This window comes from Streptomyces sp. NPDC107765, assembly GCF_055657085.1.
On the sequence record NZ_JBVKBL010000003.1, the window covers coordinates 301374 to 326868 of the forward strand.

The following is a 25495-nucleotide window of genomic DNA, read 5'->3' on the forward strand; positions in this document are numbered from 1 at the left end:
GGGCCGTGGCGGAAGCCCCCGTGTGCCGGGTGTGGTGGTCCCCGGCCGTCGACGATCCGGCTGCCCGGGCCCTGCTCGACGCGGACGAGCGGGCCCGCCGCGAACGGCTGCACCGGGCGGCGGACCGGGCCCGTCTGACGACCGGACGGGCGCTGATCAGGACGGTGATCGGCCGGCTCACCGGGACGCCGCCGCAACGGGTGGTGTTGCACCGGCGGTGCCGGCACTGCGGCGGTCCGCACGGCAAGCCGTTCGTGCCCGGTGCCGGGGTGCGCTTCTCGCTCGCCCATGCCGGCGGCCGGGTGGTACTCGCCGTCACCGAGGGCCCGGAGCCGGGGGTGGACGTCGAGCGGGTCCCCGCCCGGTCCGTGCGGCGGCTGGCCCCGCGGGTGCTGGCCGAGGACGAGTTCCGCGCGTTCCAGGCGCTTCCCGACCACCGGCGGAACGTGGCCTACGCGGTGTACTGGACGCGGAAGGAGGCCCTGCTGAAGGCGGTCGGGCTGGGCATCGTCGTGCCCAAGCGCGACATCACCGTCTCCGGCCCGGGCCGTCCCGCGGCGCTGGTGGAGTGGCGGGGACCGTACGCCGCCGGGCCGTTCGCCCTGTTCGACCTGGAGCCGGGCCCCGGGTACGCCGGGGCGCTGGCGGTGCGCGGCCGCTCGGTGCGGGTCGAGGAGCGGTTCCTGGAGCACCCTCTCGACGACGGCCGGGAGGCGGTCGGGCGTACGCCGGCCGCCTCCCTGACGACGCCTGGCGTCAGCCGACCGTCAACTCCCTTGAATTGCAAAGATTCTGACGCGACATCATGACGCCGACGTCTGGGGCAGACGCGCGTCGATGGCCACGTCCTGGGTGAGGATCGCCCGTTGCAGGCTCCGCAGTTTCCGGCCCGGTTCGACGCCGAGTTCGTCCTGCAGCCAGGAGCGGACCCGCTGGAAGGTGGCGAGGGCCTCCTGCTGCCGCCCGGAACGGTAGAGCGCGACCATCAGCAGCTCGGTCAGCCGCTCGCGTTCGGGGTGTTCCAGGGCGAGTTGCTCCAGCCCGTTCACCACGCGGTAGCCGCCGCCGACCAGCTTGGCCTCGTAGAGGTCCTCAAGGGTGCTCAGGCGCTGGCTGGCCAGCCGGCTCATCTGGTTCTGGCAGCGCAGGCCGCCCAGTACGTCCAGCAGCGCGTCCCCGCGCCACAGGGCGAGCGCCTGCTCCAGTACGGCGACGGCCTCGTCGGGCGCGTGCGGGAGCAGGGCCGCCCCCTGCGCGGCGAGCGTGTCGAACCGGTGGGCGTCGACCCGGGCCGGCGGGACGTCCAGCAGGTAGCCGTTGGCCGAGGTGCGCACCATCAGGGTGCCCGGCGTCCCGGTGATCCGTTCCAGAGCGTCGCGCAGGCGGTGGACCCCGGCCTGCAGCGCGTTCTTCGGGTTCTTCCAGGGCCGGTCGGTGAGGAGTTCGTCGATGAGGAAGTCGATGGAGACGACCTCTCCGGCGGAGAGGGCGAGCACGGCGAGCAGGGCCCGGGCACGGTTGGGCCCGACGCCGTAGGACTTCCCCCGATGGGCGACTTGTAAGGGGCCCAGTAATCCGACCGACACCTCGCCCGTGTCCATGTTGTCCCCGTTCAGGATGTGCGGAGCCATCTGTCTTCCATTCTTCTTCTCCCGGTGGTCAGCGTTCGGCGCCTGCTCCCTGTACTCGGCATTCGGCGTCTTCCCCTGTACTCACTTCGGCGTCGCCGGACGGGCGCAAACGCGTGATCCCGCCTGGTCGTTGCGGGTGCAGAACGGCGCATGCGTGGGCATGCGACCAAGAACCACTACTTCCCCCGGAAAAACGGACGGGAGAATTCCGTGCGAGGGGCGATGAGGTCAGGCTCGCGAACGAGCGAGCCTCCGGGAGATTCCCCACTGGACAACGGTCCGGCATTGCTGCATGAGCTGGTCCCCCCTGGGCCTGAGCTGCTGACCATCACCGTGCGCGTACTACGTGCTGAGCGTGGGTCCATGCTTTTCGGCCACGCCAAGCTAACACACGCCGTACTGGTCAGTGATATCGCGCGAGAGGTGCTTTTGCCTTCCCCTTACGGAAAATTCCGGGGCCGGGCGCCGCCCGGGGTGCCGGGCCGGACCGGTCCGGCCGGGCCCGGGGAAGGCGCGGGGCGGCGGACCCGTACGGGCCCGGGCGAGGGCGCCGGCGCCCCGTACGGCGGGGAGGTTGCGGAAGGGTGGATTCTCCTTGGCCGCGGCCTTTCCTCGTCGCGCGGAGAGAAAAGACGCGTGATGGCTCGAAATGGGCCGGTGCACGGCCTGGATGCCGGATGCTCACCCGGGGAATACCACCGGCCGTTGATCGGCGCGGTCAGTGCCCAGTCAGTGCCTCGTCAATCGGCGCGATTACTTTGGGGCCCGTTCCCCGCACCCAATTCGGGGACAGTCGGGCTCGAAAGGAGTCGGCGGGCTGTGACCTCAATAGCAGAGGTATCCACGCACTGGCCGTCACCGGTTTCCCTCGCGGAGCGTCAGCACGACCTGGGACTCTCGGACGCGGAACTGCGCCGCTACATCCGGGGGTTCGGACTTTCCCGGATCTGCTGGGACGAGGAGGTCCCGGAGAAGGAGTTGCTCCTCTCCGCCCTGGAGAAACTGCCGTCGCTGCGGGGTGCGGAAGAGCGGGTGCGTTTCCTGATACGCGCCAGGACCTTGCGTGCGCCGTCGCCGTATCCGCACAGCGTGCTCCAGGAGATACGGCGCGAGGCCGGGCTGCGGCACGCCCGCACCTTCGCGTTGACCGAGCACGCCTGCGCCTCCGGCCTGCTGGCGGTGGAGGTCGCGGGGACGCTGCTTGCGGAGGAGGGCGACCCCGAGGCGCTCGCGCTGATCCTGACCGGGGAGAAGGCGCCGACCCGGGAGACCCAGTTCGTGCCCGGCGTGGGCCCCACCGGAGAGGCGACCGCCGCCGTACTGGTGGCGGCGTCCGGGACCAGGGACCGGGTCCGCGGCTTCGCCACCCGGACCGTGTCCACCGGCCATCCGAAGATGGTGATGACGCCGGAGGCGGCCCGGGCCTTCCGCGGGATGTACGCCGACGTCCTCACCGAGGTCATCGACGAGGCGGTCGGCGTCGCCGGGCTGACCATGGACGGGATCGCCCTGGTGCTGCCGCACAACGTGAACCGGGTCGCGTGGACGAGGCTCGCGGACCGGCTGGGCACCCGCACCGAACGGGTGCTCCTGGACAACGTCCCGCGCACCGGGCACTGCTTCGGGGCCGACCCGTTCGTCAACTACGTCACGGCCTGCGAGCTGGGCAGGCTCCGCCCCGGTGACCACTACCTGATGGTGGCCGTCGGGCTCGGGGCGTGCTTCGCCGCGATGGTCGTGGAGCACTGAGCACCCCGGGTGTACGGGGAGGACGGAGATGCGGTGGAGGAGAACTTCAGCCGGCGGCTGAAGACCGCGGTGGCCGGTGACCCGGGGGCGTCCCTGGTGTTCCTGGGCAACTTCGAGGTCGAGGAGGAGTGGGCCGTCGGCGAGACCGGACTGCCCCGGCTCTCGTCGGCCGGCAACAGCGCCGTGGTCAACCGCATGGAGGAGTTCGCGCTGCTGCTGGGCGACGCCGACGACCACGTCGTCCTCAAGTCCCGGCCCGACGAGGACTACCTGGACCACCTGCGCGGGCTGGGCCTGGCCCTGCCCACCGTGCACGTGGTGGCCGACCAGCGGCCGGACCACATGGTCACCCGGGACGCCCTGGCGGACGACGCGCTGATCGCCACCCTCGGACAACTGGCGGACCGGGGCGCGCTGCTGGCCCCGCACGGGGTCTCCGCCCTGGAGGAGGACCTCGCCGCCCGGGCCGGGATCCCGCTGGCCGCCCCGCCGGCACCGCTGTGCAAGGCCGTCAACAGCAAGGTCTACAGCCGGCGCGCCGCGGACGCGGCCGGGCTGCGGCAGCCGCGCGGCTGGGCCTGCGAAACGCTCGACGAACTCGACGCCGTGCTGCCGCACGCCGCCGAACTGTGCGGGCGCGGCGTCCCCTTGATGGTCAAGGAGGCGTTCGGCGTCTCCGGCAAGGGCATCGCGGTCGTCGACGGCCGGCGCCGGCTCGACCGGCTGCACACCGTGATCACCCGGAGCGCCCGCGCCGCAGGCGTTGACCGCGCCGCCTTCGTGATCGAGGAGAGGGTGGCCAAGGACCGGGACCTCAACTACCAGATCACCGTGGGCCGGGACGGCACCGTGCGGCTGGACTTCGTCAAGGAGGCCCTCACCGAGGGCGGGGTGCACAAGGGCCACCGCTTCCCACCCGATCTGACGCCCAGTCAGCTCGGGGAGATCCGGCACGCCGCCCGGCTGCTCGGCAAGCAGCTGGCGTCCGACGGGTTCTTCGGCGTGGCCGGCATCGACGCGCTCGTGGACACCGACGGCGGCGTCTTCCCGGTGATCGAGATCAACGCCCGCAACAACATGTCCACCTACCAGGTCCGGCTCCAGGAACGCGTGCTCGCCCCGGGACAGTCGGCCCTCGCCCGCCACTACCCCCTCCGGCTGCGCCAGGAGCTGCCGTTCGCCGCCGTGCGCCGGCTGCTGGACGGCCTGCTGCTGCGGGCACCGGGGGAGGAGGGGCTGGTCGTCAACAACTTCGCCACCGTCAACGCCGGCGCAGGCTCCGGGCCCCACCAGGGGCGGCTGTACGGACTGCTGGTCGGCGCCCCCGAACGGCTCCCCGCGCTGGACGAGGCCGTCTCGAAGCAACTGGCCACCCTTACGGAGGAGCCCGCCGATGCCCGCTGAGTTCACCGTGCAGAACCTCGGGATCACCACCCTCGCCGAGCAGTTCGGCACCCCGCTGTACCTCTACGACGGCGACCGCCTGACCGGCCGCATGGACGCCCTCCGCGAGCTGCTCCACCCCCGGCTGGAGGTCTTCTACTCGCTCAAGGCCAATCCCAACGTCTCCGTCTGCGCGCTGCTGCACGCGCACGGGGCCCGGGCCGAGGTCTCCTCGCTGACCGAACTGCTCACCGCACGGGCGGCCGGGGTGGCTGCCCGCGACATCGTCTTCCTCGGCCCCGGCAAGAGCCGCGCGGAACTCGCCGCCTGCCTCCGGCACGGCGTCTACGCGGTCATCTGCGAGTCCTTCCAGGAACTGGCGGCGATCGAGGAGCTGGCCGGGGAGCTGGGGCTGACCGCTCCGGTCGCGCTGCGCGTCAACCCGAGCTTCACCGTGAAGGGTTCGGGGCTCACCATGGGCGGCAAGCCCCGCCAGTTCGGCATCGACGAGGAACAGCTGCTGGGCTCGGAACCGCTGGGCAAGCAGCTCACGCACGTGCGGCTGACCGGCGTGCAGGTGTACATGGGCACCCGCATCCTCAGCGAGGAGGCCGTCGTGCTCAACACCGAGCGCATCCTCGACCTCGCCGAACGCATCGCGGCGCACCACGGCTTCCCCCTGGAGATGGTCGACGTCGGCGGCGGCCTCGGCGTCGCCTACTTCGACGGCGAGCGCGACCTGGACCTGGCGCGGCTGGCGGCCGGCGTCAATCCGGTCCTGGACGCCTTCGCCGAAGCCCACCCCGACACCCGGCTGATCATGGAACTCGGGCGCTACCTGGTGGCCGACAGCGGGACGTACGTGGTCCGGGTCGGCTACACCAAGACCTCGGCCGGGGAGAACTTCGCGGTCGCCGACGGCGGCACCAACCACCACATGGCCGCCGTGGGCATCGGGTCGTTCGTCAAGCGGAACTTCCCCATCGAACTGCTCAACCGGCCCGGCGCCGGCGCCACCGAACCGTGGAACATCACCGGACCGCTGTGCACGCCCAACGACACCCTCGGCAAGAAGGTGCCGCTGCCGCCGCTGCGGACCGGTGACCTCCTCGGCGTACGGCGGTCCGGCGCGTACGGCCCGAGCGCGTCACCGGTGTTCTTCCTCTCCCACGGCCACCCCGCCGAGGTGCTGGTCCACCGCGGGCGGGCGCACCTGGTCCGGGACGCCGACACGCCCAGGGACCTGCTGGCCCGTCAGCACCTGTACGACCCGGCGTCGTCCGCCGTGCGCCCACCGCTCGACTCGCTCCCCACCGCCTAGGTCCGGCACCCGGGCCGGCCCGCTATCGAAGGACACGGACATGACCGAAGCGACCATCCAGCAGCCCACGACCGAGCAGGACCGGGTCACCGCAGCCGTCACCGAAGCCCTCGGCGACGTCCTCCAGCGCGAGCTGACCGGCCTTGCGCCCGGCACCCGGCTCTTCGACGAACTCGGCCTCGACTCCACCGGCGTGCTCGACCTGCTGCTCGCCCTGGAGGAGCTGCTGGACTGCGAGTTCGACACGGAGAACCTGGAGATGAGCCACTTCGCCACCGTCGGCTCGCTGGCCGGCCACCTCTTGGGCGAGCTGAGAGCGCAGCGGTGACGCTCGCCCTGACGGTGTCCGCGACGGCCCACCGCCGCTTCCCGGCGGGGGCCACCCGCGCCGGCGCCGACGACGACGACCGGTACCACGCCCGGGCCGCCGCCGGCGCCGGCGTGCCCCTGCGCGAAGCCGTCCGGCCGACCGTCACCGGGTCCACCTTCGAGGAGATGGCGGTCGCCCTGCTGGACCCGCTCGGCGCCCGGGACCGCCCCGTCGACCTGCTGCTGCTGGCCTACGCGACGCCCGACCTGCACCCGCTGACGCTCACCGGGCCCACGCTGGCCGCCCGCCTGCCCGGCCGGCCCCGGCTCTTCGGCGTCACCGACACCGGCGTCTCGGCGCCCTTCACCATGCTGGCGCTGGCCCGCTCCAGCGTGCTCCGGCACCGCCTCCGGCGGGTGCTGGCGTTCGCCTTCGACCAGTCGGACCTGCCGTACGACGCCTCGCCGCCACCGGACCGGCGGGTGGCGGGCGACGCCGCGGTGGCGCTGGTCGTCGAGCCGGCGCCGGACGGCGCCCCGGACGGGCTCCGGGTGCGCCAGCGGGCGGGCGTCCCCGCCGAGGAGGTGCCGCGCACCCTCGACGCCCTCGCGGCCGAACTCGCCGCCGACGGCGCCTCCACGGTCCTGGTCGGCGCCGGGGTGGGGGAGCGCTGGCAGCCGCGGATCCCGTACGGTGCGCTCCGGCACACCCCGGAGGGGTGGCCGTGCACCGCGTTGTTCGGAGCGCTGGCCGCCCTGCGCCCGGCACCGGACGACGCGCCGGTACTGCTCGCCGAGTACGACCGGTCCCTCGGTGACCTGTCGGTCTGCCGCGTCGGCCCGGTGGCCGCATGAGCGCCGCGGCCGGGGTCAGCGCCCCGCCCGACCACCGCCCGCTGTACGCCGCGGCCCGGGACGAGGGCCCGGCGGCCGCCCTGCGGGCCCTGCTGACCCGGCACGGCCCGCACGCCCTGGACGGCGGCGCCGCCGGCCACGCCGTCCTGCCGGAACCCGCGGGCCCGATGGCCGGCCGGGTGCTGCGCCGGTACCCGCTGCCCGGCGGGCCCGTGGTCCTGGTCCGGCGCACCCCGGACGCCCCGGCGCCCGCCCCCGCCGACCTGCCGGCCCTGCTCTGGATCCGGTGCGGCCTCACCGCCGGACTCCGCACCGCCACCCTGGCCCGGCTGGGCCACCGCGCCAGCGGGGACGGCACCATCCTCATGCACCAACTGGTCAAGGCCCAGGCCGCGGAGGCGTACGCCGGCGAGCTGGAGCTCACGGCCCACGCCGCCTCGCTCGCCCCCACCGGCGCGACGCCGGCGCAGCTGCGGCATCTGCACTCCCGGGTCACCCGCACCGACCGGGCCTGGCTGCGGCTGCTGGGCGCCCACGGATTCCTGCGCGAGGGCCCCGGCGGCGTCGCCGAGGTGTCGGAACTGCTGGCCGACGTCTACCAGAACGCGGAGGAGGAACGGTGAACGGTGACGCACGGCTGGCCGCGCTGCGCGACCGGGCCCGCGAGTGGGGCGACCAGTTCCGGGCCGCCGCACTGGAGCTGGACCGGGACCCGGACGCCGTCCACCGCCACCTGGACCTGCCCGGGGTCCGCCACCTCCGCACCTACGGCACACCGCGCGAGTACGGCGGCCGGCCGCTGCGGGTCGGCCCGTACGTCTTCGAAGGCACCGGCGCCGTGGAACACGTCGTGGTGCTGGAGGAACTGGCGCGCGGAGACGCGGGGCTGACCCTCGCCGCGCCCGGGCCGTCGATGTCGGGCGTGCTGGTGGACAAGCTGGCCGACCCGGCACAGCGCGCGGAGTACTACACCCGGCTGGTGAGCGAACCGACCTGGACCTGCTTCGCGTTGACCGAGCCCGCCCACGGCTCCGACGCCTCGGCGATGGAGACCACACTGCGCCCCGGGGCCGACGGCCGGCTCGTCCTGACCGGCCGCAAACGCTACGTGGGCAACGCCGCCCGCGCCCAGCTCGCCGTGGTCTTCGCCCGCACCGGCAGCGGACCGCTCGGCGTGACGGCCGTCCTGGTGGACACCGGCTGCGCCGGCTGGCGGGCCGAGCCGCTGGACACGCTCGGACTGCGCGGCGCGCAACTGGGCGCCGTCACCCTCGACGACGTCCCCGTCGAGCCCGAGCGGGTGCTCGGCCGCCATCTGTCGCCCGTCCGCCGCGGCATGTGGGCCTGCGTCCAGGTGTTCCACCGGCTGCGGCCCGGGGTGGCGGCGCTGGCCCTCGGCATCGCCGGGGCGGCCCATGCCTACGTCGTCGAGCAGCGGCCTGCCGCCCGGGGCGCCGCCCGGGACCGCATCGAGGAACTGGGCCGCCGGATCGAGGCCACCCGGTCCCTGGTGCTCCGGGCCGCCGCGGAGGTGGACGCCACCGGCGACGGACACCTCGCCTCGGCCGCCAAGGCGCGGGCGTGCGCACTGGCCGAGGAGGTCACGCTGGCCGCCTGCGAACTGCTGGCGCCCGCCGCCCGGGCCGGCCACCCGCTGCTGGACAAGCTGGCGCGGGACGCCCGGGGCGTCGAGTTCATGGAGGGCACCCGCAACATCCAGCACCTCAACCTCTTCCCGGCGCTGCTGTCCGGGCGGGCCGGAGACTGACCGCCGCGGTCAGGAATGGTTGAGATAGGTCAGGACGGCCAGCACCCGGCGGTTGTCGTCCTTGGACGGCGGCAGATCCAGCTTCTGCATGATGTTGCCGATGTGCTTGGTGACCGCCTTCTCCGTGATGACCAGCAGGGCGGCGATCCCGGCATTGGACCGGCCCTCGGCCATGCCGTGCAGGACGTCGCGTTCCCGGTCGGTGAGGCGCGTGACCTTCTCGTCCCGCCCGCTGCCGGACATCATCGCGGTGACCACGTCCGGGTCCATCACCGTGCCTCCGCCGGCCACCTGGCGCAGCGCCGAGACGAACTGCGTGGCGTCGAAGACCCGGTCCTTCAGCAGATAGCCCACGCCGCCCTCGCCGTCCGCGAGCAACTCCCGGGCGTAGAGCTGGTCGACATACTGCGACAGCAGCAGTGACGGCTGGCCGATGTGGCGGCGGCGCGCCTCCAGCACCGCGCGCAGCCCCTCGTCGGTGTGGGTCGGCGGCATCCGGATGTCCGCCAGGACCAGGTCGGGGCGTTCCACGTCCAGGGCCCGGACCAGCTCCGGGCCGCTGCCGACGACCGAGACGACCTCGAAACCGTGCGGTTCCAGCAGCCGGATCAGACCCTCCCGCAACAAGAACTGGTCCTCGGCGAGCACGATGCGCATGGCTGCCTTCCCCCCATTCGGCCACCACCCGGACCACGACGTCGGGCCGGGCCGCCCAGAACCTAGCAACGCCCCTGTAAGAGCGGCAAGTTGGCAAATTCCGGTCAGCGGCCCGTCAACCGGTAGTCAGTGCGATTTGGCAGGATCGCGCACGCATCTGAAGAAGCCCCTACCCATCAAGGCGGCAGGTGTCCCATTCACATCATCACCGCTCCCCACGAATTCAATGCCGACGACCTCTTCGTCGATCTGGAACCCCTCGTCGGTGAACCGTTGATGCTGAAATGCGAGGGATTCAATTTCGCCGGTTCCATCAAGCTCAAGGCCGCCCGCGCGATGGTGGACGCCGCCGAACGCCAAGGACGCCTGCGTCCCGGCTCCACCCTGGTGGAGAGCTCCTCGGGGAACCTCGGTGTGGCCCTGAGCCTGCTGGCCGCCGCCCGGGGCTACCGCTTCCTCTGCGTGACCGACTCCCGCTGCACCCTCGGCGCCCGCCAGCTCATGCAGGCGCTGGGCAGCGAGGTGCACGTCATCACCACCCCGGACCCGGTGGACGGGCTGCTCGGCGCGCGCCTCGCACACGTCCGCGAACTGTGCGCCGGCAACGAGGACTTCCTCTGGCTCAACCAGTACGCCAACCCGGACAACGGGCAGGCACACTACGACACCACCGGCCCGGAGATCCTCAAGGCCTTCCCCGACCTGTCGGTCCTCTTCGTCGGGGCCGGGACCACCGGCACCCTGATGGGCTGCGCCCGCTACCTGCGCGACCACAAGCCGCAGGTCCGGGTGGTCGCGGTGGACGCGGAGGGGTCGGTCACCTTCGGCGGCCCCGCCCGGACCCGCATGATCCCGGGGCTGGGCACCGGCGTCCGACCGCCCCTGCTGGACGAGTCGCTCGTCGACGACGTGGTGCTGGTCGCCGAGCCCGACACCATCCGCAGCTGCCGCCGGCTGGCCCGCCGCGGCTTCCTCTTCGGCGGGTCCACCGGCACCGTCGTCAGCGGCGCCCTCACCTGGCTCGCGCGGCATCCGCTGCCGCCCGGCGGCCGGGCCGTCGCCATCGCCCCCGACCTCGGCGAGCGCTACCTGGACACCGTGTACCAGGAGCAGTGGGTCGTCGACCTGTACGGCCCGCGGACCCTGGACGACGACGTGCCCGCCCGGGTCGGCTGAGCCTCCCGCCGCCCTTCGCTCCCACCCTCGCAAAGGCGCCCCCGTAGCAGCGGCCCCGCCCTTCCACCGTGACGCGTCCAGGAGACACCATGACCCAACCCGCCGACACCGCCCTGCCGTTGACGGGCGCCCAGTTGGGCATCTGGTTCGACGAGCGGCTCTCGCAGGGGCGACTGGCCTACAACATGGCCGACTACCTCGACATCTCCGGCCCGCTCGACGCGGCCCTGCTGCGCCGGGCGCTGGAGACGGTGCTGCACGAGGCCGAGTGCACCAGGGCGCGGTTCTCCGAGACGGACGGCGTCCCCGTCCAGCACGTGCGGCCGCTCGGCGAACTGCCGCTGCGGCACCTGGACCTCAGCGGCACCGCCGATCCCGTCGCCGAGGCACTGCGGCTCTTCGACGAGGACCTGCACCGGCCCTTCCGGCTCACCGGCGGCCTGCTGTTCCGGTTGACGCTGGTGCGCGTCGCCGCCGACCGCCACCTGCTCCACCTGGCCATGCACCACCTGCTCGCCGACGGATACAGCCGGCTCGCGGTCTACCGCAGGCTCAGCGAGGTCTACGGCGGCCCGGCCGCCGACGGGGGCGGCCTGCCGGGGACCCCGCTGCCCCCGCTGCGGGTGCTGCTGGACGGCGAGGCGGCGTACCTGGCCTCGCCCGCGGTCGAGCGCGACCGGCTCTTCTGGGAGCGCCACCTGCCGCAGGACGCCGAACCGACCACCCTGGCCACCGAGGACCCGGCACCCGGCACCGCGTTCCTGCGGGTCAGCCGCACCGTCGACGCCGCCGCCGCGACCGCCTGGCGCACTGCCGCGGCGGACGCCGGGGTGACCTGGCCCACCTTCGCCATCGCCGCCACGGCCGCCTACGTCGCCAAGGCCACCGGCAACCCCGAGGTGCTGCTGACCCTCCCGGTGACCGCGCGGCAGTCCGCGCTCGCCCGCACCGTCCCCGGCATGGTCGCCAACTACCTGCCGTTCCCGGCCCGGCTCCCCGCCGCCACGACGGTGGCCGAGCTGCTCACCGCGACCTCGCGGACCCTCGCCCGCTCGCTGCGGCACCAGCGCTACCCGGCCGAGCGGCTGCGCCGGGCGAGGGTGCTGACGGCGGGCGACCGGCGGCCGTTCGGACCGTTCGTCAACGTCCTGCCGCAGAACCCGGAGATCCGCCTCGGCCCCTGCCGGGCGGAGCTGCACAACCTCTCCACCGGCATCGTCGACGACCTGATGATCACCGTCCTGGACGCCACCGGCGGCGGCCTGGAACTCCACATGAACGGCAACCCCGCGCTCTACCGCCCGGAGGAGATCCGGGACCACCTGGGCCGGTTCGAGGCGTTCCTGCGCCGGCTGGCGTCGGCCCCGGCCCACACCCCGCTCGGCCGGCTGGAGATGGTCACCGAGGACGAACGCGCCGAGCTGCTCGCCGCCGGCACCGGAGCCACCGGCCCGGTGCACGGCGGCGTGGTGGAGCGGATACGGGAGCGCGCCGCGCAGGACCCGTCGGCGAAGGCCCTGGCGGAGGGCGAACGGACCGTCTCCTACGGCCAGTTGGTGGCCTGGGCCGATGCGATGGCGCGGCGGCTGACCGGGGCCGGTGTGGGACCCGGCTCGCTGGTGGGCGTCCTGGCCGAACCCGGCGCGGTCTTCCTCGGCACGGTGCTGGCCGTCCTGCAGGCCGGCGGGGCCTGGGTTCCGCTGGACGTACGGGCCCCGGCGGCCCGGGCCGCCGGGCTGCTCACCGACGCCCGCGTGGGCCACCTGGTGGTCGGGCCCGGATGCGCCGCGCCGGCCGACGAGGTGACCGCGCTGACCGGCCACCCGGTGCGGCGGCTGGCGGCGGACGAAGACTTCAACGCGGCGGCCGCGGCGCCCGCGCCCACCGCGCCGGCCGCTCCGGTGGGCCGGCCGCACGACCCGGCCTACGTGATCTTCACCTCGGGGTCGACCGGCCGGCCCAAGGGCGCCGTCGTCGAACGCCGCGGAATGCTCAACCACCTCCTCGCCAAGATCGAGGACCTCGGCCTCGGGCCCGCCGACACGGTGGTGTGGAACGCACCGGTGACCTTCGACGTGTCGGTGTGGCAGATGCTGGGCCCGCTGCTGGCCGGCGGCGTCGTGCAGAGCGTCCCGCACGAGGTCGCGGCCGACCCCGAGGCCCTGTTCGGCACCGTCGCGGACCACGCGGTGACGGTCCTGGAGGTCGTGCCGTCCCTGCTGCGCGCCGCCCTGGACCTCTGGCAGGTCTCGGGCACCGGCCCCGACACCGCCCCGCTCCGCTGGCTGATGGTCACCGGTGAGGCGCTCCCGGCGGACCTGTGCGCACGGTGGTGGCGGATCGCCCGGGTGCCGATGGTCAACGCCTACGGCCCCACGGAGTGTTCGGACGACGTGACCCATGCCGTGCTGCGGCCGGGGGAGGAGCTGGGCGCCCGGGTCCCCATCGGCCGGCCGGTGCGCAACACCGTCCTGCACGTGCTCGGCGGCGACCTGCGCCCGGTCCCGGTGGGCCAGGTGGGCGAACTCTTCGTGGGCGGCGCCGGAGTGGGCCGCGGATACCTCGGCGACCCGGTCAAGACCGCCGCCTCGTTCGTCGCCGACCCCTTCGCCGGGGGCGGGGCACGGATGTACCGCACCGGCGACCGCGTGGTGCGCCGCCCCGACGGCCGGCTGGAGTTCGTCGAGCGCCTGGACCACCAGGTCAAGGTGCGCGGACACCGGATCGAACTGGGCGAGGTGGAGGCCGCGCTGCGCGCCGTCGACAAGGTGGCCGACGCGGCGGTGCGGGCGGTCGCCGGCCCGTCCGGCACCACCCGCCTGATCGCCTACGTCGTCGCGCCGGACCTGCCCACGGACGCGGTACGCGACGCGGTCGCCTCGGCGCTGCCGGAGTACATGGTGCCGTCGGGCTGGGTCGCGCTGGACCGGATGCCGCTGACCGCGCACGGCAAGGTGGACCGGCGGGCGCTGCCCGACCCCGCACCCGGCGGCACCGCCGGCACCGCCCCGGTCACCCGGCGGCGCCGCGGGCCGCGGCCGGGGGCCGAGACGGTGCTCTGCGAGACCTTCGCCGAGGTGCTGCACCTGGCCGAGGTCCAGGTCGACGACAGCTTCTTCGCCCTCGGCGGCGACTCCATCACCGCGATCCAGGTGGTGAGCCGGGCACGGACCCGGGGGGTGACCCTCACCCCCCGGGCGATCTTCGACCACCGCACCCCCGCCGCCCTCGCCGCGCACCACCCCGTGGACGGGGGCGAGAACGCCTCGGCGGCCTCCGCGCCGCGGACCACGGCGGCCGACGACGGCGTCGGGGACGTCGAACCCACCCCGATCATCGCCCAGCTCTGCGAGGACCTGACCACGCTCGACGGGCCCGCGGCGCAGTACAGCCAGTACGTGGTCCTCCGCACACCCCCGGAACTGACCGCCGAATGCCTCCTCCCCGCCCTGCAGGCCCTCGTCGACCGCCACGACGTGCTCCGGCTGCGGCTCGGCGAACCCGTGCCCGGCGTCTGGACGCTGCGCACCGGGGAGCCCGGCACGGTCGACGCCGCCGGCCTGCTCCACACCGCGGACGGCGCCCTGCCCGACCCGGCCGCCCTCGAACGGACCGTGGCGGCCCAGGTCGAGGCGGCCCGCTCCCGGCTCGACCCGCGCACCGGCGTCATGCTGCAGGCGGTGCTCCTCGGCCGCGGACCGGACGGCACCGGCCGCCTGCTGCTGCTCGCCCACCACACCGTCGTCGACGGCGTCTCCTGGCGCATCCTCCTCGCCGACCTTCGCGCCGCCTGCGAGGCGGTCGATGCTGGGAAGCGCCCGGAGCCGGCGCAGGTGCCCACCTCCTACCGGCGCTGGGCGTCCCTGCTGGCCCGCGAGTCCCGCTCCGGCCGGCGGATCGCCGAACTCGACCACTGGCAGCGGCAGACCGGCGACCCGGCCGCCGGTCTCGGCCGGCGCCCCCTCGACCCGGCCCGCGACACCTACGGCCGGGCCGGCCGGCTGCGGCTGCACCTCCCCGAGGACACCACCGCCGCCCTGCTCACCTCCGCCGTCGCCGCCTTCCACGGCGAGATCAACGACCTCCTGCTGGCCGCGCTCGCCCTGGCCGTCGGCCGCTGGCGGTCCCGCCACACCCCGGACGCGGGCCCGCGGGTCCTGGTCGAACTCGAAGGCCACGGACGCGAGGAACTCGACGAAGCGGCCGACCTGTCCCGCACGGTCGGCTGGTTCACCTCCGTCTTCCCCGTCCTGCTCGACCCGGGGGAGTTCGACGCCGCCGACGCCTGGGCCGCCGGCCCCGCCCTGGCCACCGTCGTCAAGCGCACCAAGGAGCAGCTGCGCGCGGTGCCCGACCGCGGCCTCGGCCACGGCCTGCTGCGCCACCTCAACCCGCAGACGGCCCGGTTGCTGGCGGCGGGCGGCACCCCGGAGATCGGCTTCAACTACCTCGGGCGGTTCACCGCGGACGGCGCGGCCGGCCCGTGGACCATGGACGGCGCGCACGCGGTCGTCGGCACCGGCGTCCACCCCGGCATGCCGCTGCGCCACCCGCTGGCCGTCACCGCCGTCACCGAGGACCTCGGGACCGGACCGCGGCTGGCCGCCGAGTGGCTGTGGGCCGACGGCGTGCTGACCGCCGCGGACGCCGAGGAGATCGCCCAGGGCTGGTTCGAGGCGCTGCGGGCCGTGGTGCGCCACCTCGCCCTGCCGGACGCCGGCGGGCACTCCCCGTCGGACTTCCCGCTGGTCTCCCTGACCCAGGAGGAGACCGACCACCTGGCGCAGGAGAGCGCCGGCGCCCTGACGGACGTGCTGCCGCTGACCGCGTTCCAGCGCGGCCTGCTGTTCCAGGCCCACCTGCGCGGTGACGGACCCGACCTCTACACCCTCCAGATCAGCGCCGACCTGGACGGCCCCCTCGACCCCGCGGCGCTGGAACGGTCGATGGCCGCCCTGCTGCACCGGCACCCCCAGCTGGCGGCGGGCTTCCGCCACCGCGACACCGGCGACCCGGTCGCCGTACTGCGCGAGGGCGTCACCGTGCCGCTCACCCGGGCCGACTGCCGCGCCCTGGCCGCCGAGGAGCGTGCGGCGGAACTGTCCCGCCTCGCCGCGGCCGACCGGGAGCGCCACTTCGACCTCGCCCGCCCGCCTTTGATGCGCTGGACATTGGTCCGCCTCGACGACCGACGCCACCGGCTGATCTGGACCCTGCACCACATCCTGGTCGACGGCTGGTCCATGCCCGTCCTCGTCCGGGAACTGCTGACCTGCTACGCGGACGGCGGCGACGCCCAGGGCCTGCCCGCCCCGGTGCCGTTCCGCGCCTACCTGGCCCACCTCGCCGCACAGGACCGGGCGGCGGCCCGGGCCGTCTGGCGCTCGGCGCTGGAGGGCCTCACCGGACCGGTGTACCTCTGCGCGGCCGGGCCGGGCCGGGAACCGGTCGAGCCCGCGTCGGTGCCGTTGCTGCTGACCGAGGCCGAAACGGCCGCGCTCACCGGGTTCGCGGCCGCCCAGGGACTCACCGTCAACACCCTCCTGCTGGGTGCCTGGGCGGCACTGCTGAGCCGGACGACCGGACGCGACGACGTGCTGTTCGGCTCGATCGTCTCCACCCGCCCCGGCGGACTGCCCGGTGTGGAGTCCATCGTCGGACCGTTCCTCAACACCCTCCCGGTACGTGCCGCGCTGCGCCCGGACGAACCGGCGACCGACTTCCTGCACCGGCTGCAGAAGGAGCAGTCGGCGCTGCGCGACGCCGACCACCTGACGCTCGGCGAGATGCTCGGCGGCAACCCCGCGCTCGCCGCGGCCGGTGAACCCTTCGACACGGTCCTGGTCTTCGAGAACTTCCCGACCGTGGCCACCGACGACCTGCCCACCGGGGCGGGCCTGCGGGCGGCCGACGCGGGCGCCCGCGACGCCCGCCACCACCCCCTCAGCCTCGTGGTGCGGACCGGCCCCCGCATGGAGATCGGCTTCGACCACGCACCCGACGTCCTGGACCGGGCCACCGTCGAGGCGCTCGCCACCGCCTTCCGCCGGCTGCTCCTGGGGCTGGTGGAGCACCCCGGCCGGCCCGTGACCGGACCGGACGTCCCGGGCCCCGACGAGGACCTGCTGCCCCGCGGCGGTGTCCCGGCGCCCGCCGGCGGGACGGACCCGGCCGGCACCGGACCGGCCCCCGGCACGGCGGGCGCCGGGGTGGAGCTGCTGTGCGGACTGTTCGCGGAGGTCCTGGGGCTCGGACACGTGGGCCCGCAGGACAACTTCTTCCTGCTGGGCGGGGATTCGATCAGCGCGATCCAGGTCGTGGGCCGGGCCCGGGCCAAGGGGCTGCTGCTGACCGCCGGCCAGGTCTTCCGGCTGCGCACCCCCGCCGCCCTCGCCGCCGCCCGGCCACCCGCCGGGGAGCCCGCCCCGGCCGGGGCCCGCACCCCCGCGGACCCGACGGACCCGACGGATCTCCTCGGCCTGGACGGCGACGAACTGGCCGCACTCGAAGGTGAGCTGGCGGACCTCGACACCGAGCTGGAGTCATGATGGCGACCACCCCCACGAGCCGGCCGAGCAGTGAGTTCCTGCCGCTGTCGCCGCTGCAGCGCAGCTTCCTCTTCCACGCCGACCTCGTGCAGGACGGCCCCGACATCCACGTCCTGCAGTTCACCGCCGACCTCGCCGGCTCCCTCGACGAAGGCCGGCTGCGCGCCGCGGTGCGCACCCAGTTCGTCCGCCACCCCAACCTGCGGGCCTGCTTCCGCACCCGCAGGTCGGGCGAGCCGGTACAGGTGGTGCCGGCCGCCGTGCCCCTGCGCTGGACCTCGGTCGACCTCGGCCACCTGCCCCCCGACGGGCAGCGTGCCGAACTGGAACGGATCACCGAGGCCGACCGGACCGAACGCTTCGACCTCACCCGCCCGCCGCTGCTGCGGTGCACCCTCGTCCGCCGCGCCGACGGTCTGCACCGCTTCCTGCTCACCGCGCACCACATCGTGGTGGACGGCTGGTCCATGCCGCTGCTGCTGTCCGGCCTCTTCGAGGACTACGCCGCCGCGTCCACCGCCGCCGGCTCCGCCGTACGTCCGGGGACCGGCTACCGGGACTACCTGACCTGGCTGACCCGCCAGGACGGCCCGGCGGCACGGCAGGCGTGGCACGAGGCGCTGTCGGGACTGTCCGAACCGTCCCTGGTCGCGCCGGACGACCCGGGCCGCACCGCGATCGTCCCGCACACCGTGCGCGGCCACCTGCCGCCACCGGCCGCCGCACGCCTGGCCGACTGGGCGCGCGGCCACCAGCTGACCACCGGCATGGTGGTCCAGGGCAGTTGGGGACTCCTCGTCGGCCAGCTCACCGGCCGGGACGACGTCACCTTCGGGGTGGTGGACTCCGGCCGGCCGGCCGAGCTGCCCGGCGTCGACTCGCTGGTCGGGATGTTCGCCAACACCCTGCCCGCCCGGCTGCGGATCGACCCGGCCCGCTCCCTGACCGACCTGTTCACCGCCTTCATGGACCGGCAGGCGGACCTGCTTCCGCACCGGCACCTCGGCCTGGCCGACATCCAGCAACTCGCCGGCGGCAGAACCCTCCTGGACACCGCGGTGCTGTTCCAGAACTACCCGCGGACCGGCGAGGACGCCTTCACCGAACTGACCGGCCTGCGCCTGCTCGCCTCCGACATCCGCAACGACACCGAGTTCCCGCTGAGCCTGGTCGTCCTCCCCGGCGACGGCCTCGAACTGCGCCTGCAGCACCACCCCGGACTCTTCACCGGGCAGGCCGCCCACCGGCTGCTGGCACGCGCCACCCGGCTGCTGGCGCGCCTCCCCGACGTCGCCGGCGAACCGGCCGGCCGCCTCGACCTCCTCACACCCGGCGAACGCGAGCTCGTACTGACCCGGTACAACGACACCGCCCGGCCCGCCCCCGATCGGCTGCTGCCGGACGCCCTCGCCCGGCGGGCCGCCGCGGATCCGGACCGGGTCGCCGTGGTCAGCGACCACGGGACGCTGACCGCGGGCGCGCTGGAGAGTCGCGCCAACCGGCTCGCCCGGCACCTGCTCGACCACGGTGTCGGGCCGGGGTCCGTCGTCGCCGTGGCGATGCCCCGCACCGACGACCTGCTGATCGCCGTGCTCGCCGTCCTCAAGGCCGGCGGCGCGTTCCTCGCGGTCGACCCCGACCACCCGCGCAGCCGCATCCGGTACATGCTGGACGACGCCCGCCCCGCCGTGCTGCTGAGCGCCACCGCCGAGGCCGCCGCCATCGGCTGGCCGGGCCCCACCGTCCTGGTGGACCGGCCCGCCGTCCACGACGTGCTGGACACCCTCGCCGACGGCGAGGTCACCGACGCCGAGCGCGGCGGCCCGCTCCGCCCCGGCCTGCCCGCCTACCTCCTGTACACCTCGGGCTCGACCGGCCGGCCCAAGGGCGTCGTGGTCCCGCACGGCGCCCTCGCCAACTTCCTCCACGACGTGCCGCGCAGAGTGCCCCTGACCGGGGACGACCGCACCCTGGCGACCACCACCTTCGGGTTCGACATCGCCCTGCTGGAACTCTTCCTGCCGCTGCTGACCGGCAGCGGCCTGGTCCTCGCCGACCGGGCCACCACCCGCGACCCGGCGGCCCTCGCGGCGGCGGTGCGGACCCACGGCGCGACCGTCCTGCAGGCCACCCCCAGCCAGTTGCAGGCGCTGCTGACCTCGCAGCCCGCCTGCCTGGCCGGACTGCGCCTGCTGTCCGGGGGAGAGGCGCTGAGCGCGGCGCTCGCCGAGGGGCTGCTCCGGCACGCCGGATCCCTCGTCAACTTCTACGGACCCACCGAGGCCACCGTCTACGTCACCGCCCACGAGGTACGGGCACCGGTCGACCGCACCCCGCCCATCGGCACCCCGCTGGCCAACACCCGCGGCTACGTCCTGGACGCGGCGCTGCGACCGGTGCCGCCCGGCGTCGTGGGCGAGCTCTACCTGGCCGGCTCCCAACTGGCCGACGGCTACCTCGGGCGCCCCGCGCTGACCGCCGAACGCTTCGTCGCCGACCCGCACGGCGCCCCCGGCACCCGCATGTACCGCACCGGTGACCTGGCCCGCTGGGACGCCGACGGGCAGCTGGAGTACCTCGGCCGGACCGACCACCAGATCAAGGTGCGCGGCCACCGCATCGAACCCGGCGAGATCGAGGCGGCCCTCGTCGCACAGCCCGGGGTGACCCACGCCGTGGTGGTGCCCCGCACCTACGGGGCGGACGACGTACGGCTGGTCGCCCACCTCGTCACCACCGACCCGGACCCGGACACCGCGCGGATCCGCGAGGGAGTCGCCGCCGCGCTGCCCTCCTACATGGTCCCGGCGGTCTTCGTCCGCCTGGAGGAGCTGCCGCTCGGCCCCAGCGGCAAGGTCGACCGCGCCCGGCTCCCGGAGCCGCCGGCCACCCCCCGGGCCCGGCCCCTCCCGGCCACCGGCACCCCCGCGCTGGACATCCTGCGGGGCCTGTTCGCCGACGCCCTGGGCTGCGCCGACGTCGGCCCGGACGACGACTTCTTCGTCCTGGGCGGCCACTCCCTGCTGGCGACCCGGCTGGTCAGCCGGGTCCGGGCCGCGCTCGGGGCCGAACTGTCGGTCCGCGCCCTCTTCGACCACCGCACGCCGGCCGCCCTCGCCGGCCACCTCACCGCCGCGCCGGCCGCCCGGGAACCCCTGCGCCCGCAGGAACGGCCGTCCTTCGTGCCGCTGTCGCACATGCAGCAGCGGCTGTGGTTCCTCAACCGCCTCGCCCCCGGCGGCGGCGCCTACCACGTGGCGTCGGCGGTCCGCCTCACCGGCGCGCTGGACACCGGGGCGCTGCGCGCGGCCCTGGGCGACCTCACCGACCGCCACGAGGTGCTCCGCACCGTCTACCCCGAACTGGCCGGCGTCCCCGGCCAGGTGGTGGTGGACGCCGCCGCGGCCCGGCCGGAGCTGCCGCGGTACGAGGTGACCGGGGGCGAGCGGGAGCTGACCGCCCGGCTCGCCGCCGAGTGCGCGGCCGACTTCGACCTCGCCACCGAACTCCCGCTGCGCGCCCGGCTGTTCCGGCTCGGACCGGACCGGCACGTGCTGCTGCTGGTGATGCACCACATCGCCGTCGACGGCTGGTCGCTGGAGGTCCTCGCCGGCGAACTCTCCCGGGCGTACCGGGCGCGGGCCGCCGGCCGGGCCCCCGAGCTTCCCGGACTGCCGGTGACCTACGCCGACTTCACGCTGTGGCAGCGGCGCCTGCTCGGCGCCGAGGACGACCCCGGAAGCCTCCAGAACCGGCAGCTCGACCACTGGACCACCGCCCTGCGCGGCATGCCCGAAGAGCTGGAGCTGCCCACCGACCACCGGCGGCCGCAGGTGGCCGGGTACGCCGGTGACGCGGTCGGCTTCACCGTGCCCGCCGAGACCCACCGCCGGCTGGCCGCGCTGGCCGTCTCCGCCGGCGTCAGCCCGTTCATGGTGCTCCAGGCCGCCCTCGCCGTCACCCTCACCAAGCTGGGCGCCGGCACCGACATCCCCCTCGGCACCCCCGTGGCGGGCCGCACCGACGCCGCCCTGCACGACCTGGTCGGCTTCTTCGTCAACACCCTCGTGCTGCGCACCGACACCAGCGGCAACCCGACCTTCGGCGAACTGCTGCACCGGGTCAGGGAGACGGACCTCGGTGCCTACGCGCACCAGGACCTGCCCTTCGAGCGCCTGGTGGAGGCGCTGGGCCCCACCCGCTCCCTGGCCCGCCAGTCCCTGTTCCAGGTCATGCTCATCCTCCAGAACACCGAGCGCACGCGGTTCTCCCTGGACGGACTGGAGTGCGCCCCGGTGGAGGTGGGCCTCGGCGTCAAGTTCGACCTCGCCTTCGAGATCGCCGAGGAGCACGACGCCGACGGACCGGCGGGCCTCACCGGCCGGCTGGAGTTCGCCACCGACCTGTACACCCGCCCCACCGCCGAACGGCTCGCGGAGCGCTTCGTCCGGCTGCTGACCGCCGCGGTCACCCGGCCCGCGGAACGGCTGAGCTCCCTCGCGGTCCTGGCGCCCGGGGAACGCCGGCAGATCCTGGACCGGTGGAGCGCCGACCCGCGGTGGCCCGCGCCCCCGCCCGTCACCCTGCCGGCCCTGTTCGAACAGTGGGCGCGGCAGCAGCCCGGCCACCCCGCGTTCGTCTCCGACCGGGACCGGCTGAGCTACCGCGAACTGGACGAGCGGGCCGGCCGGCTGGCCCGCCGTCTGCGGGACCTCGGCGCCGGCCCGGGCACCCTGGTCGCCCTGGCGCTGCCCCGCTCGGCCGACCTGGTGGTCGCGCTGTTCGCGGTGCTCAAGACCGGCGCGGCCTACCTCCCGGTCGACCCCGGCTACCCCACCGCGCGGATCAGGCAGATGCTGACCGACGCCCGGCCCGCGCTCCAGGTCACCTGCACCGCGGTGCGGGCGTCGGGCGCGCTGCCCGGCGACGTCGTGCCGGACGACCGGACCGTGGTGCTCGACGACCCCGCGACCGCGGCGTCCGTCGCCGCGCACCCGTCCCGGCCGCTGACCGACGACGAGCGCACCCGGCCGCTCACCCCCGCGGACCTCGCGTACGTGATCTACACCTCCGGTTCCACCGGGCGGCCCAAGGGCGTCGCCGTCAGCCATGCCACGGCCGCCGACCTCGCCCGCGACCACCGGGCCCGCCTCGGGCTCGGCCCGCACACCAGGGCCCTGCAGTTCGCGTCCTTCGGCTTCGACGCGGCCGTGTGGGAACTGTGCGTCTCGCTGTTCAGCGGCGGCACCCTGGTCCAGGCCGACGACGACCGGCGGGCCGGCGAGCCGCTGGCCGACACGATCGGCCGGCACGCGGTCAACCTCGCGGTGCTCCCGCCGGTCGTGGTCGCCTCCCTCCCGCCGGACGCCCGGCTGCCGAAGGACATGCTGCTCGCGGTCGCCGGCTCGGCCTGCCCGCCGGAGCTCGTCGAGCGCTGGGCCGGGACCACCCGGATGGTCAACGCCTTCGGCCCGACCGAGACCACGGTCTGCTGCTCGATCAGCGAGCGGCTCGACGGGGGACGCCCCCCGATCGGCCGCCCCGTCGCCGGGCACCGGCTCCACGTCCTCGACGACGCGCTGTCCCCCGTTCCGGCCGGCGTCACCGGAGAGCTCTACGTGGGCGGCACGGGCCTCGCGGTGGGCTACCTCAACCGCCCGGAGCTGACCGCGGCACGCTTCGTCGCCGACCCCTTCGGCCCGCCCGGCTCCCGCATGTACCGCACCGGAGACCTCGTGCGGTGGCTGCCCGACGGCAACCTGGACTACGTGGGCCGGGCCGACCAGCAGGTCAAGATCCGCGGCTTCCGGGTCGAACCCGGCGAGATCGAGAGCGCATTGACCGAGCAGCCCGGGGTGGCCCAGGCGGCCGTCGTCGCACGTGAGGACCGCCCCGGGGACCTGAGGCTCGTCGGCTACCTGGTGCCCGAGGCCGGCACCGCACCGGACCTCGCGGCGCTGCGTGCCGCGCTCGCCCGCAAGCTGCCCGGCCACCTGGTGCCCGCGGCCCTCGTGCCCCTGGCGGAGCTGCCGCTGACCGTGCACGGCAAGCTGGACGTCGCCGCGCTGCCGGTGCCCGAGCGGCGCGGCACGCCGTCCCGGCCGCCCGCGCCCGGGACCGAACGGCTGGTCGCCGACGCCTTCGCCGAGGTGCTGGGGGTGGCCGGGGTCGGCGCCGAGGACGACTTCTTCGCCCTCGGGGGCAACAGCATCGGCAGCGTCCAACTGGTCTCCCGGCTGGCCAAGGACGGCCTGCGGGTCGCCGTCGCGGAGGTCTTCACCGCACGCACCGTCGCCGCCCTCGCCGCCCTCGCCGCGCTGGCCGGCCGCGGCCCGGCGGCTGCGGGCCACGGCACGGTCCGGCACCTGGCGGAGCAGTGGACGGCCGGCGGACTCGACGCGGCCGGCCTGGACCCGTTCGCCCCCCTGCTGCCCATCCGGCCCACGGGCGAGCTGCCGCCCTTGTGGTGCCTCCACGGCGGACTGGGCCTCAGCCTTCCGTACCTCGGCCTGGCCGCCCACATCGACCCGGCCCGCCCCCTGTACGGCCTCCAGGCCCCGCAGGCGAGCGGTGGCGCGCCACCGCCCGGCCTGGAGGCGCAGGCCGACGACTGCCTCCGGCTGATCCGCCGGATCCAGCCCGAGGGCCCCTACCACCTGATGGGCTGGTCCTACGGCGGCCTGCTCGCCCACCAACTGGCCGTCCGGCTCCGGGAGGGCGGGGAACGCGTGGCCTACCTGGCCAACCTCGACGCCTACCCGCACGACCCCGCCCACGACGGGCCGCTGCCGGGCGACCGGGAACTCCTGGTGCGCTTCCTCGCGTACCTCGGGCACGAGGACGCGGCCGGGGCGGCCGACGGCGGCGCCGAGTCCGTCGCGCGGACGCTCCGCCGGCACGGGGGGACGTTCGCCCGGCTCGCCACCGAGGACGTCGAGCGGCTGATGGCCACCATGCGGCACCACGCCGACCTGGCGACCCGTTTCCGGCCCGGCAGCCACCGGGGCGCGATGACGCTGGTGGTCGCCGCCGCCGAACGCTCCGCGGCCGCCACCACGCACGCCGTCCGGCGCTGGCGGCAGCACGTGACCGGCACGGTGCACCGGCACGACGTACCGCACGAGCACGAGTACCTGATGCACCCCGGGCCCCAAGCGGCGATCGGGAAGATCATCGACGACGACCTGCGCCGCCTCGCGTCGCGGCGCCCTGGAAGGCAGGCATGAGCACCCTCACCGCCGACACCCCAGCCGGACCGTCCGCCGCAGCCGGCGCCGTCCGGGAGACCTTCGCGCTGGCCGGCCGGCGCCTGCGCCACCTGCGCCGGGCCCCCGGACGCATGGTGGGGCTCGTGATGAATCCGCTGGTGATGCTGCTCGCCGTGGGCTACCTGTTCAAGAACGCCATCGTCTCCCCGCACGGCGGTGCCTACCAGGAGTACCTGATGGCCGGCATCACCGCGCAAGTAGGCCTGGCCGGTGTGGGGCCCACGGCGGTCAGCGTCGCCCTCGACCGGCGGGCCGGCCTCATGGACCGCTTCCGGTCGCTGCCCATCTCCCGGGCGGCGGTGCTGACCGCGCACGCGCTGGGTGACCTGCTGATCGGGCTCGGGGTCCTGGTGGTGATCAGCCTCGTCGGCCTGGCGATCGGATGGCGGGTGCACGGCGACCCGCTGTCGGTCCTCGCCGGGTTCGGCGTCGCCGCCCTGTTCATCCTCGCGACCGTATGGGTGGGCATCGCGCTCGGGATGACCGTGGGCAACATCGAGTCGGTCGACTCGATCGCGGCCCTCGGCCTGGTCGTCTGCACCTTCCTCTCGGACGCGGTCTTCTCGGCGTCCGCCATGCCCGCCTGGCTCCGCCCGGTGGTGGAGTGGAACCCGGTCACCGCGGTGGCCGACGCCATCCGCCACCTGTGGGGCAACCCCGTCCAGCCCGGCCCGGGCTTCCCCGGCCAGCACCCGTTCCTGGTCGCCGGCTGCTGGCTCGGGCTGCTGCTCGCCGGGGCCATGACGGCCGCCCTGACCAGCTTCCGGTCACGGGAGTGAGACGCGGCGCACGGCGCCGCCGGGCCCAGGGGCACCCGGCGGGCGAGCCAT

At 74.8% G+C, this 25495-nt stretch carries 14 protein-coding genes; 12 read left to right on the forward strand and 2 right to left on the reverse strand.

Features of this window, described 5'->3' with window-relative positions:
- Positions 1 to 5: 5 nt before the first annotated feature.
- Positions 6 to 809 carry a 4'-phosphopantetheinyl transferase family protein gene (locus ACZ7MX_RS10045; protein WP_472131056.1) on the forward strand — a complete coding sequence of 268 codons (804 nt, stop codon included), beginning with the start codon at positions 6 to 8 and terminating at the stop codon, positions 807 to 809.
- Here the strand turns inward: ACZ7MX_RS10045 and ACZ7MX_RS10050 are convergent.
- Positions 804 to 1631: an AfsR/SARP family transcriptional regulator gene (locus ACZ7MX_RS10050; RefSeq protein WP_472131058.1), complete on the reverse strand. Its 828-nt coding sequence runs from the start codon at positions 1629 to 1631 to the stop codon at positions 804 to 806. The two genes, ACZ7MX_RS10045 and ACZ7MX_RS10050, sit on opposite strands and share 6 nt — an antisense overlap.
- An 819-nt stretch (positions 1632 to 2450) precedes the next feature.
- Between ACZ7MX_RS10050 and ACZ7MX_RS10055 the strand changes: the two genes are divergently transcribed.
- From ACZ7MX_RS10055 to ACZ7MX_RS10085, 7 genes are read left to right on the forward strand one after another with little or no spacing between them, the layout of a single operon-like run.
- Positions 2451 to 3380: a 3-oxoacyl-[acyl-carrier-protein] synthase III C-terminal domain-containing protein gene (locus ACZ7MX_RS10055; protein WP_472131060.1), complete on the forward strand. Its 930-nt coding sequence runs from the start codon at positions 2451 to 2453 to the stop codon at positions 3378 to 3380.
- A 33-nt stretch (positions 3381 to 3413) separates the two neighbouring features.
- On the forward strand, positions 3414 to 4784 hold the full coding sequence (locus ACZ7MX_RS10060; protein ID WP_472131062.1) for a preATP grasp domain-containing protein: 1371 nt from the start codon (positions 3414 to 3416) through the stop codon (positions 4782 to 4784).
- A complete protein-coding gene (locus ACZ7MX_RS10065; RefSeq protein WP_472131063.1) occupies positions 4774 to 6084 on the forward strand; it encodes a type III PLP-dependent enzyme in 1311 nt (436 codons plus the stop codon). Before ACZ7MX_RS10060 ends, ACZ7MX_RS10065 begins: the two co-directional genes overlap by 11 nt.
- A 40-nt stretch (positions 6085 to 6124) precedes the next feature.
- Complete coding sequence (locus ACZ7MX_RS10070; RefSeq protein WP_472131065.1) at positions 6125 to 6412, forward strand: phosphopantetheine-binding protein; 288 nt, start codon at positions 6125 to 6127, stop codon at positions 6410 to 6412.
- Positions 6409 to 7248, forward strand: coding sequence for a hypothetical protein (locus ACZ7MX_RS10075; RefSeq protein ID WP_472131067.1), 840 nt, complete (start codon positions 6409 to 6411; stop codon positions 7246 to 7248). Before ACZ7MX_RS10070 ends, ACZ7MX_RS10075 begins: the two co-directional genes overlap by 4 nt.
- Entirely contained in the window at positions 7245 to 7871 is a 627-nt protein-coding gene (locus ACZ7MX_RS10080; protein ID WP_472131069.1) for a hypothetical protein, read from the forward strand. Before ACZ7MX_RS10075 ends, ACZ7MX_RS10080 begins: the two co-directional genes overlap by 4 nt.
- Positions 7868 to 9016, forward strand: coding sequence for an acyl-CoA dehydrogenase family protein (locus ACZ7MX_RS10085; RefSeq protein ID WP_472131071.1), 1149 nt, complete (start codon positions 7868 to 7870; stop codon positions 9014 to 9016). Before ACZ7MX_RS10080 ends, ACZ7MX_RS10085 begins: the two co-directional genes overlap by 4 nt.
- A 9-nt stretch (positions 9017 to 9025) precedes the next feature.
- Here the strand turns inward: ACZ7MX_RS10085 and ACZ7MX_RS10090 are convergent, their stop codons facing one another.
- Positions 9026 to 9673 carry a response regulator transcription factor gene (locus tag ACZ7MX_RS10090; protein ID WP_472131073.1) on the reverse strand — a complete coding sequence of 216 codons (648 nt, stop codon included), beginning with the start codon at positions 9671 to 9673 and terminating at the stop codon, positions 9026 to 9028.
- Positions 9674 to 9868: 195 nt separating this feature from the next.
- Here ACZ7MX_RS10090 and sbnA point away from each other — a divergent pair, with 195 nt between their 5' ends.
- The 4 genes from sbnA to ACZ7MX_RS10110 all read left to right on the forward strand — a co-directional run bounded on the left by sbnA (position 9869) and on the right by ACZ7MX_RS10110 (position 25444).
- Entirely contained in the window at positions 9869 to 10849 is a 981-nt protein-coding gene (gene sbnA / locus ACZ7MX_RS10095; protein WP_472131368.1) for a 2,3-diaminopropionate biosynthesis protein SbnA, read from the forward strand.
- 89 nt (positions 10850 to 10938) lie between these two features.
- The gene (locus ACZ7MX_RS10100; RefSeq protein ID WP_472131075.1) at positions 10939 to 17397 is read left to right on the forward strand and encodes an amino acid adenylation domain-containing protein; all 6459 of its coding nucleotides are present in this window, start codon (positions 10939 to 10941) and stop codon (positions 17395 to 17397) included.
- The gene (locus ACZ7MX_RS10105; RefSeq protein WP_472131077.1) at positions 17394 to 24623 is read left to right on the forward strand and encodes an amino acid adenylation domain-containing protein; all 7230 of its coding nucleotides are present in this window, start codon (positions 17394 to 17396) and stop codon (positions 24621 to 24623) included. Before ACZ7MX_RS10100 ends, ACZ7MX_RS10105 begins: the two co-directional genes overlap by 4 nt.
- Complete coding sequence (locus tag ACZ7MX_RS10110) at positions 24620 to 25444, forward strand: ABC transporter permease (protein ID WP_472131078.1); 825 nt, start codon at positions 24620 to 24622, stop codon at positions 25442 to 25444. The genes ACZ7MX_RS10105 and ACZ7MX_RS10110 overlap by 4 nt, the downstream gene beginning before the upstream one ends.
- Positions 25445 to 25495: the final 51 nt, after the last annotated feature.